We start from the raw sequence: 12,524 nt of genomic DNA, 5'->3' as shown, positions 1-12,524 counted from the left end.
CTCTCGCGTCAGGCGAGCGGTGCGCGTGGCGACAGCTGCCACGCGCACCGCAACACGCTCAGGTGGACTACTTGACCTCGTACATCCAGATCTGGATGTTGGCCAATTCGCCGGTCTCGCTCCACTTGTACTCACGAGCCACACCGGTGCCGGTGTAGTTGCGGACGTAGTCGACCAGCTCGGCGCGGGTCAGCTTGCCCGAGTCGATGCCCTTGAGCAGGATCGTGGTCAGGTCGTAGCCCTCCACGGAGTAGACGCCGGGCGCCTGGCCGTTGAGCGCGGTGTACTCGGCGGCGAACTTCTCCGGCGCCGGGCTGCACGGGCACGACAGCAGCGCGTCCTTCGACGACGAACCGGCCTGGCGGACGAACTCCGGGTCGTTGCTACCGTCGGCGGAGACGAACGTCGCGGTCACACCGCCGGAGCGAAGCTGCTGCACGAACGGGGCGCCCTCGGCGTAGTAGCCGGCGTAGAAGATGGCGTCGGGCTTGGCGGCGGCCAGCTTGGAGACCGTCGCCGAGAAGTCCTTGTCGCCTTCCTTGACATTGGCCGCGCACGACGGGTCGGCCGCCGAGCCCGCCGCGGTGATGAAGGCCTGCGCGAGACCGGCACCGTAGTCGGTGTTGTCCTGCACGACGCAGATCTTCTTGTAGCCCTTCTCGCCGGTCAGGTACTTCGCCACGGCCGGGCCCTGCGAGTTGTCGTTGCCGAGACCGCGGAAGAAGGTCTTCCAGCCGTTCTGGGTGAGCGTCGGGTTGGTGGCCGAGGCGGTCAGCGTCGGCATGCCCGCCTCGCTGAGGATCTGGCCGGTCGCCTTGGTCTCACCGGAGAAGGTCGGGCCGATCAGGCCGACGATGCTCGGGTCGGCGACGATCGTCGGGATCACCTGGCTGGCCAGCTGCGGCTTGCCCTCGGTGTCGAACTGCTTGACCGAGACCTGGCAGTCCGGGTTCGCCTTGTTGTGTTTGTCGAGCGCGAGCTTGACGCCGTTGATGATGTTGATGCCGAGTGCGGCGTTGCCGCCGGTCAGCGGGCCCGCCATCGCGATGGTCTGGGGCGCGCACTTGGCCTTGCCGTCACCGGCCGGGTCGGCGGCGGTGCCCGCGTCGACCTGGGCGACGGCCTTACCCTCGGTATCGAGCTGCACGACGGGCTGGATGGAGAGGTCGGTGTTGCCGCCACCGCCGCCGTCGGACGACTTGTCACTACATCCGGACAACACCAACGACGCGGCAGCTCCGATTACCAGAACTCCCCGCGTCGAACGACTGCGCCATGTCGAACTGAGCACGTCTCACCTCTATGTCCTGTGCACCCCGGGGTCGCCGAGGGGGCCGACCCACGTTCGACCCGGTGAGAACATATCGCCGCTTTGTTAGATCCGCATCACATTCGCATCATGTCGGATGCTTCGTGTGCGGTCATAGTTCACGTTATTGTTTCGCTTACGTAAAGTTTTTCCGGTTTCCTGGGCGTGCACCGGAGCTTTACGGTTCGGCGTCACTGCGGGGTGAGGTTCTCCAGCACGACTTCGGCCACCGCCTTCATGGTCGTGCGCCGGTCCATCGCCGTGCGCTGAATCCATTTGAACGCCTGCGGTTCGGTCAAACCCTGGGTCTGCATGAGCACGCCCTTGGCGCGCTCGACCAGTTTGCGGGTCTCGAGCCGATCGGACAGATTCGCGACTTCTGTTTCCAGCGCGGAGATTTCGTGAAAGCGGCTGGCCGCGAGTTCGATCGCCGGCACCAGATCCGACTTGGTGAACGGCTTCACCAGATACGCCATCGCGCCGGCGTCGCGCGCCCGCTCGACCAGGTCGCGCTGACTGAACGCGGTCAGGATCACCACGGGCGCAACACGTTTCGTCGCGATCTCGGCGGCGGCATCGATGCCGTCGCGGCGCGGCATCTTCACGTCCATGATCACCAGATCGGGGCGCAGCTGCTCGGCCAGCTCGACGGCCTGCTGACCGTCGCCTGCCTCGCCGACGACGTCGTAGCCCTCTTCTTTGAGCATTTCCACGAGGTCCATGCGGATGAGGGCCTCGTCCTCGGCCACGACAACGCGCTTGGCCACCACGTCACCCGCGGCGCCAGCGCCTGCTGCATTCGTGCTCATAGGTTCGACCCCTCTGGATTCCGACTGCCGATGTCGAGAGTACCTATCGCGTCCACTTCCGAATGCGTGGAGCTGCCGGAACCGCGGGTGACACGTGTGCGAGGTCATCGCGTGCCCCGCGACAGATACTCCCCCGCGGAGCGCGGCCGATGCCGCGCTTCCGCCGTGGTGCCGAGTGTGGGACTCGAACCCACACGTCCTTTCGGACAACGGTTTTTGAGACCGTCGCGTCTGCCAGTTCCGCCAACCCGGCGCACCGCGGTCACTATAGCGTCCCGGCACGCCCGGAAGCGAACCGGGCCTCGCCCACCGTCGGCCACCGGCCTGCCGCGCGGGTCGGCGGCGAAGACCGGCCGATCGGAATTTATTTCCGAACCGAATTATCGTGGCCCGGAACCAGTGATGATCGACACATCTGGAACGAAGGTTTACCACCCCGATCACACGGGTATCACGGTCACACACAACGGATTTCGCGTCGCGACGAATGTACGGAATTCAACCGAAAGGTGAATAAATAGCAGCACGCTTGTGATGGTTACAATTCTGGCCTACTGCACGACAATGACCGGGATTACGGTATCGGTATGCACGTGCTGTTCGTCTGCAACTCCAATGTCTGCCGCTCGGTGATCGCCGAACGGCTCACCCGGGCATTCGCGGCGCACAACGGACTGCCAGGCCTCACCGCCGAAAGCGCGGGAACCCGTGCCCTCGTCGGATTTCCGGCCGAACCGCTCGCTGCGGAGACGATCGCCGGGCTCGGTGGCGACACCACCGGATTCAAGGCCCGCAAACTCAAGCCCGAAATGGTCGATCGCGCCGATCTGGTGCTCACCATGACCGAGGCATTACGCGACCAGGTGGCCGAACTGGCCTTCGGCGCCGCAGCGCGCACGTTCACCCTCATCGAGGCGCACCGCATCGCCAAGGTCACCGGCGCGAAATCCATTGCCGCACTGCACCGCGCCCGCAACGACCTCGCCTACGTGGGCCGGGAGAACATCGCCGACCCGATCGGGTTGTCCGCCGAGGCATTCGTCGAGGTCGGCGACCGCATCGCGGAGGTGCTCTTCCCCCTGCTGAGCGCACTCGCACCACACGAGCAGACCAAACTCAGCGAGGACGAACGGCCGGGACTGGTGATCGAACCCGGCGGTGCACGTCCGCTGGCGGCCTTCCTCGCCGCGCAACGCAGGAGATGAAGGTCTGTTCGCGAGAGCGGACACCGATTACACTTCGGCGCGGACGTGGAAGTTTCCCATGCTGGTTCGACACACGACAGGACTCGGACATGCCGAAACGCATTTCGGATGTTTCTCTCCATGTGTATGTGACCCCGGACGTCCTCGACCGCATCGTCGCCGATATCCGAGGTGTCCTCGCCGACCACATCCAGGACCGCGACGTCTTCGCCTGGCGCTTCACTCTCCCGGTCGACGCCACCGACACCGTCCACCAGGACCTCGAAAACCGATGGCGCGCAAGCCATCCCGGACACCATCCGGAGACCGAGGCGACCTTCGAGATCGCGCTGAGCCTGGTCGGCGAACCCACCGACCTCAGCGACGACGACATCGCCGACCTCGAATCCGGGCTGGCGCTCGCCGTGTACGGCGCGGACCAGACGGTGCCGTTCACGCTGCGCGCTCATCAGCGCAGCGACGTCGAGTTCGAACCCGACGTCGAGCGCCTCTGAAATCCTGCCTCAGCGCGCCGGGAAGTGGCGGATGACGCCCTCTTGCACCGTGGTGGCGAGCAATTCGCCACTGCGCGAATAGAACCGGCCCGTCGCCAGTCCACGCGAACCCGCCGCCACCGGCGACTCGGTGGCATACAGCGACCAGTCGTCGAACCGGAACGGGCGATGGAACCAGATCGAATGATTCACCGTCGCCGCGAGAATCCGGTCCAGCCCCCACGACAAACCGTGCGTGGTGATGATCGAATCGAGCACCGTGGTGTCCGACGAATAGCCGAGCGACGCCACGTGCAGCAGCGGATCGTCGGGCAGGGAACCGTCGGTGCGCATCCACACCCGGTTGTGGTTGAGCTTGGCGCCGGTGCCCTTCAGGATCCATGCCGGATCGTTGGTGTAGCGCATATCGATCGGGTGCGGGGCGTTGATGAACATCTCGAGCTTGTCCTCGAACCCCGCGAAATGCTCCTCGATCCGGGGTAACGACTCCGGATCGGGCACCACGGGCGCGTCGTGGGCGTGCTCGAGGCCCTTGCCCCAGTCCTGGAACGCGGCCAGCATGACGAACAACTCCTGGCCGTCCTGGCTGGCGGTCACCGTCCGGTTGGCCAGCGCGCGCCCGTCGCGATGCCGCTGCACGTGGTACTCGATCGGCTTCTTCACGTCGCCGCCGCGCACGAAATGCGCGTTGATCGCGTGCAGTGGGCGATCACCCGCGGTACGGCCCGCGGCGACGATCGCCTGGGAGACGAGCTGACCACCGAAGGTGCGGCTCCACACCTTCTCCGGATGGTTGCCCAGGTAGACGTCTTCGCTGATCTGCTCCAGGTCGAGCAGGTCGAGCAGCACCCGCAGGTCGGATGTCGGCTCGCCGGGCCCGATGTCGATCATCTCGTCTACCGAACTACTCACTGCTAATGGTCCTCTTCGCCGATGCGGTGCACGTGGATCAGGTTGGTGGAACCGACGGTACCCGGCGGGGAGCCGGCCACGATGACGACCAGGTCGCCCTTGCGGTACCGATCCAGCGACAACAACGCCTGATCCACCTGGTGGATCATCGCATCCGTGCTGTCGACCATGGGCACGATGAAGGTTTCGGTGCCCCAGGTGAGCGTGAGCTGACTGCGCACCTCCGGCAGCGGGGTGAACGCGAGCAGCGGCAGCGGGGTGTGCAGGCGGGCCAGGCGGCGCACGGTGTCACCGGACTGGGTGAACGCGACGAGGGCGCGGGCGTTGAGCCGCTCGCCGATGTCGCGCGCGGCGTAGGAGATCACGCCACGCTTGGTGCGCGGCACGTGGGTCAGCGGTGGCACCCGCGACGTCTCGGACTCCACGGCGGTGACGATGCGTGCCATGGTGCGCACCGCGTCGATCGGCCAGGCGCCGACCGAGGTCTCCCCCGACAGCATCACCGCGTCGGCACCGTCGAGCACCGCGTTCGCGACGTCGGAGGCCTCCGCGCGGGTGGGGCGCGAGTTCTCGATCATCGATTCGAGCATCTGGGTGGCGACGATGACCGGCTTGGCGTTCTCGCGCGCCATCTGGATCGCGCGCTTCTGCACCAGCGGCACCTGCTCGAGCGGCAACTCGACACCGAGGTCACCACGCGCGACCATCACCGCGTCGAAGGCGAGCACGATGGCCTCGAGGTTCTCGATCGCCTCCGGCTTCTCCAGCTTGGCGATCACCGGCACTCGGCGCCCGACCCGGTCCATGATCTCGTGCACGAGTTCGATATCGGAGGGCGAGCGCACGAACGACAGGGCGATGAAGTCGACGCCGAGCTTCAGCGCGAACTCGAGGTCCTCCACGTCCTTGCCCGACAGGGCGGGCACCGACACGTTCATGCCGGGCAGCGACAACCCCTTGTTGTTGCTCACCGGGCCGCCCTCGGTGACCCGGCACACCACGTCGTTGCCCTCGACGGCCTCGACGGTGAGCCCGACCTTGCCGTCGTCGACGAGCAGGCGGTCACCGGCCTTGGCGTCCTGGGCGAGTTCCTTATAGGTGGTCGACACCCGGTCGTGGGAGCCGTCGACGTCGTCGACGGTGATCCGCACCTGCTCACCGGTCGCCCAGTGGGTCTTGCCCTCGGTGAAGCGGCCGAGGCGGATCTTGGGGCCCTGCAGGTCGGCGAGGATGCCGACCGCGCGACCGGTCTCGTCGGAGGCCGCGCGGACCATCTTGTAGTTGTCGGCGTGGTCGGCGTGCTCGCCGTGGCTGAAGTTCAGCCGGGCTACATCCATGCCGCTTTCGACGAGCTCACGAATTCGGTCCTGGGAGGCAGTGGCCGGCCCGAGGGTGCACACAATCTTCGTCCGTCGCATCACGCCCCTAGCCTAGTACTCGGGGAGCGCCCAGTCTTTTCGCCTGCCGCGTCGCACCCCGAGTTCCCTTCGTGTTCACCGAAAGAGCTCTGGCTACCGAACAGCGACGTGGCGCGAAAGCCGGGTTTCGAGGCGGGTTTGGGCGAAGCCGAGGACCAGGCAGATGGCCCAGTAGTAGAGGGCCGCGACGCCGTAGAGGGCGAAGAAGTCGAAGGTGGGTGCGGCGGCGAGCTGGGCGGTGCGCAGCAGTTCGGTGACCAGGATGGTCGAGGCCAGTGAGGTGTCCTTCACCAGCGAGATCAGGGTGTTGGACAGCGGGGGAACCGCGATCCGGGCGGCCTGCGGAAACACGACGTACCACAGGGTTCGCACGTACGTCATGCCGAGCGATTCGGACGCCTCCCACTGACCGTGGGCCACGCTCATGATCGAGGAGCGAACCACCTCGGCGGCGTAACCGCCCACATTCAGACTGAACGCGATCACCGCCGCGGGGAACGGATCGATGACGACACCGAATTGCGGCAGCGCGTAGAACACGATGAACAGCTGCACCAGCAGCGGGGTGCCGCGAATGATCGAGATGTAGAAGCGGGCGGGCCACGACAGCACCCGCCGCGCCGACATCCTGGCCAGCGCGACACCCACCGCGATGGCCAGGCCGATGACGAAGCTGATCGCGGTGAGCGGCAACGTCATCGTGACCGTCGCCTCGAGCATCGGCCACAGATTGCGCCGGATCAGCTCCCAGGTCGCCGGATCCATCCGCTACTTGCTGACGTCGGTGCCGAAGTACTTCTCCGACAGGCGAGCGAGGGTGCCGTCGGCCCGCAGTTCTGTCAGCGCCCGGTCGATGTCGGCGATCAGCGCGGCGTCGTCTTTGCGCGCGGCGAACGCCTGCTTGCTGACCTCGCCGGTCTTGGCCGCCACCTTGATCCCGGAATCACCATTCTTCTTCGTGTACTCACCGACGGCGAGGGTGTCGTTGACGGTGGCGTCGACCCGGCCTGCCTTCAGCAACTGCACCGCCTGCACGAAACCTTCGACCACCTCGACCTTCGCACCGGCGTCCGTGGCCACCTTGTTCCAGTTGCTCGTCGCCGTCTCGGCACTGGTCTTGCCCGCCAGGTCGGCAAGGCCGGTGATGGTCGTGTTGTCGGCGCGGGTCACGATCACGCCCTCGGAGGTGGTGTACGGCTGCGACAGCGAATACTTCGCCGTGCGCTCCGGGTTCACCGTCACCTGGTTGGCGACCAGATCGAACCGCTTGGATTCCAGTCCGGCGAAGATCGAGTCCCACGGTGTCTGCACGAATTCGACCCGCTTGCCGAGCTTCTCGCCGACCGCGCGGGCGACCTCGACGTCGTAGCCGGTGAGCTCACCGCCCTCCTGATAACTGAAGGGTGGGTAGGTGCCCTCGGTGGCCACCTTCAGCACATTCGGGTCGGACGCGGACGAGCAGGCCGACAGACCGGTCGCCGCGACGACGGCGAGCACGACGGCGGCAAGAACTTTGCGCACGGACATCCCTTTCTCCGCTGCGCGCCGGAACACGCGCAGGCCAAGCGACGCTAGCGGCGCCGCGCACGACCGACACAGAGTATCGCTCATCATGATCGGAATGCGGGCGGGGAAACGCGAGACGGGTGCCCCGCCGAAGCAGGACACCCGTCGCCCGACGCGGGCTGGATCAGTCGCGCAGCGGGCGGCCCTGCGCATCGGGCACCTTGCCGGTGAGCATCATGATGCCGTCGATCAGCGGCCAGATGGCGCCGAGACCACAGGTCAGCCAGACCACCGCGATCTGGGCGATGCCGAGACCGGTGTAGCCGAGGTAGAAGCGGCCGACACCGAAGCTGCCGAGGAAGATCTCGAGCAGACCGGCCATCAGCTTCTGCTTGTCCGAGAACGGAACCCCGTACATGTCCCGACCGTAGGGGGCCTCCGGGTCGGCCGGGTTGTACCCCTGCGGCATGCCGTACGGCTGCGGCTGACCGTAGCCCGGCTGCGGCTGGGCGTACGGGTCGGCGGGCTGACCGTACTGCGGCTGCGGCGCACCGTACTGCGGCTGACCGTAAGCGGGCTGCTGGGCGTACGGGTCCGACGGCTGCTGGCCGTAGGCCGGCTGACCGTACTGCTGGTGCGCGCCCGAATCGGGCTGCTTGCTCAGGTCAGGGCCGTATTGCGGATTGGGGTTGTAGGGGTCGGTCACTCATGTCCTCCATCATTCGTGCGGGTACCCGTCGTGGCCCCCGGCCATGTGGTGATCGGCCGAACGGCGGTGCGCCCGCGACGATCACGGTCATTGTGGCCGGTACCACCGGCCGCTGTCTTCTCGGGTGCCTCGTCGTCACGAGCACGCAGCACTCACGGGAATATCGCGACGGGCGTTCGTCGTGTTGACGAACACCCGTCGATCAGTTCGGTTCCGCGAGGGATCAGGCCTTCTTCGCGTCCGATTTCGTCGGCTCGCCTGCCTCGTCGGCCTCGGTGGCGGACTCTTCCTCGGTGGCAGCCGCGTCCACGGCCGGTTCGGTGGTTGTCACGGCCGAATCTTCGGAGCCCGCTGCGGAATCCGGCTTCTTCGCGAGGTCGACCTGGCCGCCGTCGGCGTTCTCGGCCGCACCGAGCGCGCGCAATTTCGACAGCTGCCACGGCCACGGGCGCGGCGCCGCTGCGGGCTGCAGCGAGGCCGGGTCCTCGCGGCCCTTGGTCGCCAGTGCGAAGTAGGCCATGGCACCGAGGAATACGAGCGCGGAGGTGAACGAGTTGACCCGGATACCGAGCACGTGGGTCGCCTCGTCACTGCGCATCAGCTCGACGAAGAACCGGCCGAAGCTGTATCCGGCCACATAGAGCGCGAACAGGCGGCCGTGCCCGATCCGGTAGCGCTTGTCGATCTGCACGAGCAGCACGACGACGAGCACGTTCCAGATCATCTCGTAGAGGAACGTCGGGTGGACCACCTCGAGCACCTGCCCGGTGGACACCCCGTTCATCATGTCGCGCGCGCCGGTCTCGGTGTCGTAGCGGGCGTAGATCTCGAGACCCCACGGCACCTCGGTGGTGCGGCCGTAGAGTTCCTGGTTGAAGTAGTTGCCGAGCCGGCCGATGGCCTGGGCGAGCAGCACGGCCGGGGCGATGGCGTCACCCAGCGCGGGCAGCGGGGTCTTGTAGATGCGGCAGGCGATCCAGGCGCCGATGCCACCGAAGAACACCGCACCCCAGATGCCGAGCCCACCCTGCCAGATATAGAGCGCCTCGACAGGGTTCTTGTCCGGCCCGAAGTATTTGTGCCAGTCGGTGGCCACGTGATAGATCCGGCCGCCGACCAGTCCGAACGGCACCGCGAACATGGCCACGTCGAGCACCGCCCCGGCCTGCCCACCACGCTGCTGCCACCGGCGTTCACCCCACCAGATGGCCACGATGATGCCGAGGATGATGCACAGCGCGTACGCCCGCAACGGAAAGGGCCCGAGCTGCCAGACACCCTGCGGCGGACTCGGGATATAGGCCAGGACTGAGTTCACGGTCCCCACGTTAGTTCAGTCCGGTCTCCAGAAGTGACCTCGACCCGAACGCCTGTGGTCGAGCACAGGGCGACACCGTGAATCGGAGCGAGGCGCGGCCTGTCCTGCGGACATCGGACCGGTCCGGGCGAACCATTTACACCCCTTTGACGGCAGTTCGGTCCATGAAGCCGAACAGGTATCCGGCTACCCGTCGCATCTGAATCTCCTCCGCACCCTCGGTGATGCGGTAGCGGCGATGGTGGCGATAGATGTGTTCGAACGGTTTGTGTCGGGAGTAGCCGAGGCCGCCGTGGACTTGCATGGCCCGGTCGGCGGCTTCACAGCACAGCCGGTTGGCCCAGTAGTTGCACATCGATACCTGCTCGGAGGCGGCGAAAGTGCCGTGGGTGTCCATGGTCCAGGCGGTTTTGTGGATGAGCGCGCGCAGCATTTCGCATTGAGTGTGCAGTTCCACCAGCGGGAATTGGATGGCTTGGTTGGCCGCCAGGGGCTTGCCGAAAGGCTTGCGTTCCTTGGCGTACGCGACGGCCTGGTCGATGCAGTACTGCGCCGCACCGAGGCTGGAGGCCGCTTGGCGGATCCGGTTCTCGTTGAAGAAGTGCTGGACGACACCGAGCCCGTGCCCCTCCTTCCCGAAGATCGCCGAACCCGGGACGCGCACGTCGGTCAGCGAGATGCGCGCGTGGTCGGTGGGCATGTTGAAGGTCCAGAGGTACTCCTCGACGCGGAAGCCAGGCGCGTCGGTCGGCACCAGGAAGGCGGTGATGCCGTGGCCGTCGCCGGGTCGCCCCGAGGTGCGGGCGAAGATCAGATCGGCGTCGGCGAGGTGGACTCCGGTGTTCCAGGTCTTGGTCCCGTTGATGATCCAGTCGTCGCCCGCCCGAATGGCGGTGGTTGCCATGTGGGTGGCGTCGGAACCGTGATCGGGCTCGGTGATGCCGAAGGCGAAGAACTTGGTGCCCGCGGCCAACCCGTCTACCCACTCGGCTCGCTGGGCCGGGGTGCCGTATTCGAGCATCAGCAGCAGACCAACATTGTTGGCGACGATGGCGTGCTCGTTCTGCAGGTCGCAGTGCAGGCCGAGCCCCCGCGCGGCCAGATGCTCGCGGATCACGGCCATGCCGAGATTGTTGCCGTCGCGCCCGCCGAACTCGCGGGGGAAGGCGTAGCGGTAGTGGCCCGCGGCATCGGCGCGTCGACGCGCTTCGGCCAGTAGTTGTTCCCATTCCGCGCTCGGCAGGCCACCGCGGTCCCAGTCTGTGCGGGCGTCCTCCCGGCGGTGGTCGAAGAAGCGAATGTTGTCGGCCTGCTGTTCGAGCGGGATGATCTCGGCCTCGATGAAAGCGTCCAGCTCGGTGAGATATCCGGCCAGGTCTTCGGGCAGTGCGAAATCCATGCTCTCTCCTACACTTTCGCCTCGGGCCGAATCAGCATGAGCAGATCCCACTCGATTTCCGAAACCCGGCGGCCGCTGGCGGCCATGACGATGTCGCGGACACTGCCGTCGACATGCGCGGCGGCCTGAGCGGCCAGGCCGACGCCCCAGGCCAGCGTGCCCATCACCTTCCACCAGCGGAATCTGTCGAGATCGAACTCACCACCTGCCCCTTCGTAGCCGCGCAGAAAGCTCGCGCGGTCGGCGAAACCGCCGAACTCCCGTTCGTCCGCGCCGAAGCGCCACATGCGCAAGGCAGACCAGGCCACGTCGCGCATCGGGTCACCGAACCGCTGGGCGCCCTCCCAGTCCAGCACGGCCCGCAGACCGTCCGCGGCGACGACGATATTGCCGTTGCGCAGGTCGGTGTGCAGCAGCGCGGTGCGCGGCGGCGGGTCAGGGAGCCGACGTTCGAGCCAGCGCAGCGCCAGCCCGAACACCGGCCGGTCACCGAGCAGCACACGCACGTCTGCCTCGGCCGCCGCGAACAGGTCGGCAGCCGGATCGGTCCCCGCGGCCGGTACGGTGCGCGGAGCGGCGGCCGGGTCGATGGCGTGCAGCCTGCCCATCGCCTCGCCCCATTCGCGAGCCACCGTCTCGGCGTTGTCCGCGGCCTCGATGAGGCGTAACACCTTGCGCGGGACGGTCTCTCCGGCCACGTGGTCGCTGACGACGAACGGCTCGCCAACCACGGCCGGGTCAGCGCATACCGCCACCACCGCCGGCACCGCCACGGCGTGCGTGCGTGCCAGTTCACGCACCGCCGCCTCGTCCTCGACCGACATGATCTGCACGGGGGCAGGCACGAGCGTGGCGACCAGCGTGCGGGCGCGCTCCCCCTCGGTGTGCGCGGCGAAGACGACGTTGCGCCTGCGCGCGCCCGCCGAGAGGTATTCCAGCTCGTCGACCAGTGTGGGCGTGGCCCAGGTCCGGGTCAGGAACTCGGCCAGGCCTGCGGCGAGATCGGTGGTCATTCCCCTTCCCAGCTGTCGTAACCGGGTTTGGCGATCGCCAGGTCGGCACGCACCGCCTCGACGAGTGCCTGCCACAGGGCGCGCTCGTCGTCGGCCGCGCTCAGCAGTTCGTGTTCACGTCGGCTCGCCGCGGGCGCGAGTTCGATCTCGCGCCGCACGATCCTGGCCAGATTCGCGCCTACGCGCGCACGGTGCTGCAGCGGGGACGGCAAGGCAGGCAGCAATGTGCTCTCCAGCAGTTCGGCCAGGGACTCCAGCAGTTCGGCTGCGGGTGGTTGATTCTGCACAGTGACACCTCTGGCGCGCGTATCGACTCGAAGTGGAAGCTACGCCAGATCAGGCAACGAGATAACAAAAGACTCAAAGCCTATATATCTCACAGTCGGCATGTCAGACATACCGCCAACGGCTAGGAGGCGGTTGTGGCACGGT

13 protein-coding genes and 1 tRNA gene are annotated in these 12,524 nt (G+C 66.7%); 2 read left to right on the top strand and 12 right to left on the bottom strand.

Annotated elements, in window-relative coordinates:
* Nucleotides 1–67 precede the first annotated feature (67 nt).
* From AB0I35_RS26550 to AB0I35_RS26540, 3 genes are all read right to left on the bottom strand, one after another.
* Nucleotides 68–1,225 carry a branched-chain amino acid ABC transporter substrate-binding protein gene (locus tag AB0I35_RS26550; RefSeq protein WP_357399049.1) on the bottom strand — a complete coding sequence of 386 codons (1,158 nt, stop codon included), beginning with the start codon at nt 1,223–1,225 and terminating at the stop codon, nt 68–70.
* Nucleotides 1,226–1,500: 275 nt separating this feature from the next.
* Complete coding sequence (locus AB0I35_RS26545; protein ID WP_067498083.1) at nt 1,501–2,118, bottom strand: ANTAR domain-containing response regulator; 618 nt, start codon at nt 2,116–2,118, stop codon at nt 1,501–1,503.
* Nucleotides 2,119–2,284: 166 nt separating this feature from the next.
* Nucleotides 2,285–2,371, bottom strand: a tRNA-Leu gene (locus AB0I35_RS26540).
* A 334-nt stretch (nt 2,372–2,705) separates the two neighbouring features.
* Here AB0I35_RS26540 and AB0I35_RS26535 point away from each other — a divergent pair.
* Together AB0I35_RS26535 and AB0I35_RS26530 are read left to right on the top strand one after the other, a co-directional pair.
* Entirely contained in the window at nt 2,706–3,323 is a 618-nt protein-coding gene (locus AB0I35_RS26535; RefSeq protein WP_357399048.1) for a low molecular weight phosphatase family protein, read from the top strand.
* Between the two features lie 89 nt (nt 3,324–3,412).
* Complete coding sequence (locus AB0I35_RS26530) at nt 3,413–3,817, top strand: hypothetical protein (RefSeq protein ID WP_357399047.1); 405 nt, start codon at nt 3,413–3,415, stop codon at nt 3,815–3,817.
* Between the two features lie 9 nt (nt 3,818–3,826).
* Here AB0I35_RS26530 and AB0I35_RS26525 read toward each other — a convergent pair whose 3' ends face one another.
* The 9 genes from AB0I35_RS26525 to AB0I35_RS26485 form a co-directional block, all read right to left on the bottom strand.
* On the bottom strand, nt 3,827–4,708 hold the full coding sequence (locus AB0I35_RS26525) for an acyl-CoA thioesterase II (protein ID WP_357399098.1): 882 nt from the start codon (nt 4,706–4,708) through the stop codon (nt 3,827–3,829).
* Between the two features lie 23 nt (nt 4,709–4,731).
* The gene (gene pyk, locus AB0I35_RS26520; RefSeq protein WP_357151440.1) at nt 4,732–6,150 is read right to left on the bottom strand and encodes a pyruvate kinase; all 1,419 of its coding nucleotides are present in this window, start codon (nt 6,148–6,150) and stop codon (nt 4,732–4,734) included.
* Between the two features lie 90 nt (nt 6,151–6,240).
* Nucleotides 6,241–6,912, bottom strand: a complete 672-nt coding sequence (locus tag AB0I35_RS26515; protein ID WP_357399045.1) for an amino acid ABC transporter permease — start codon at nt 6,910–6,912, stop codon at nt 6,241–6,243.
* A gap of 3 nt (nt 6,913–6,915) precedes the next feature.
* Nucleotides 6,916–7,674 carry an amino acid ABC transporter substrate-binding protein gene (locus AB0I35_RS26510; protein WP_357399044.1) on the bottom strand — a complete coding sequence of 253 codons (759 nt, stop codon included), beginning with the start codon at nt 7,672–7,674 and terminating at the stop codon, nt 6,916–6,918.
* Between the two features lie 163 nt (nt 7,675–7,837).
* Complete coding sequence (locus AB0I35_RS26505; protein WP_357399043.1) at nt 7,838–8,359, bottom strand: NINE protein; 522 nt, start codon at nt 8,357–8,359, stop codon at nt 7,838–7,840.
* Nucleotides 8,360–8,585: 226 nt separating this feature from the next.
* On the bottom strand, nt 8,586–9,689 hold the full coding sequence (lgt, locus tag AB0I35_RS26500; protein WP_357399042.1) for a prolipoprotein diacylglyceryl transferase: 1,104 nt from the start codon (nt 9,687–9,689) through the stop codon (nt 8,586–8,588).
* Nucleotides 9,690–9,816: 127 nt separating this feature from the next.
* Nucleotides 9,817–11,079: an acyl-CoA dehydrogenase family protein gene (locus AB0I35_RS26495; protein WP_357399041.1), complete on the bottom strand. Its 1,263-nt coding sequence runs from the start codon at nt 11,077–11,079 to the stop codon at nt 9,817–9,819.
* Nucleotides 11,080–11,087: 8 nt separating this feature from the next.
* Nucleotides 11,088–12,092: a phosphotransferase gene (locus AB0I35_RS26490; protein ID WP_357399040.1), complete on the bottom strand. Its 1,005-nt coding sequence runs from the start codon at nt 12,090–12,092 to the stop codon at nt 11,088–11,090.
* Nucleotides 12,089–12,379: a DUF6285 domain-containing protein gene (locus AB0I35_RS26485; protein WP_357399039.1), complete on the bottom strand. Its 291-nt coding sequence runs from the start codon at nt 12,377–12,379 to the stop codon at nt 12,089–12,091. The genes AB0I35_RS26490 and AB0I35_RS26485 overlap by 4 nt, the downstream gene beginning before the upstream one ends.
* Nucleotides 12,380–12,524 lie beyond the last annotated feature (145 nt).

The organism is Nocardia sp. NPDC050378, from assembly GCF_040655675.1.
GTDB classification, from domain to species: domain Bacteria; phylum Actinomycetota; class Actinomycetes; order Mycobacteriales; family Mycobacteriaceae; genus Nocardia; species Nocardia coubleae.
This window is presented reverse-complemented; position numbering and strand designations above follow the sequence as displayed.

Excerpts from the sequence above, each read along its gene's own strand:
- AB0I35_RS26525 (WP_357399098.1), bottom strand. The coding sequence starts at position 4,708 with ATGATCGACATCGGGCCCGGCGAGCCGACATCCGACCTGCGGGTGCTG.
- AB0I35_RS26490 (WP_357399040.1), bottom strand. The coding sequence starts at position 12,092 with ATGACCACCGATCTCGCCGCAGGCCTGGCCGAGTTCCTGACCCGGACC.
- AB0I35_RS26530 (WP_357399047.1), top strand. The coding sequence starts at position 3,413 with ATGCCGAAACGCATTTCGGATGTTTCTCTCCATGTGTATGTGACCCCG.
- AB0I35_RS26510 (WP_357399044.1), bottom strand. The coding sequence starts at position 7,674 with ATGTCCGTGCGCAAAGTTCTTGCCGCCGTCGTGCTCGCCGTCGTCGCG.
- AB0I35_RS26545 (WP_067498083.1), bottom strand. The coding sequence starts at position 2,118 with ATGAGCACGAATGCAGCAGGCGCTGGCGCCGCGGGTGACGTGGTGGCC.
- AB0I35_RS26535 (WP_357399048.1), top strand. The coding sequence starts at position 2,706 with ATGCACGTGCTGTTCGTCTGCAACTCCAATGTCTGCCGCTCGGTGATC.
- AB0I35_RS26495 (WP_357399041.1), bottom strand. The coding sequence starts at position 11,079 with ATGGATTTCGCACTGCCCGAAGACCTGGCCGGATATCTCACCGAGCTG.
- AB0I35_RS26515 (WP_357399045.1), bottom strand. The coding sequence starts at position 6,912 with ATGGATCCGGCGACCTGGGAGCTGATCCGGCGCAATCTGTGGCCGATG.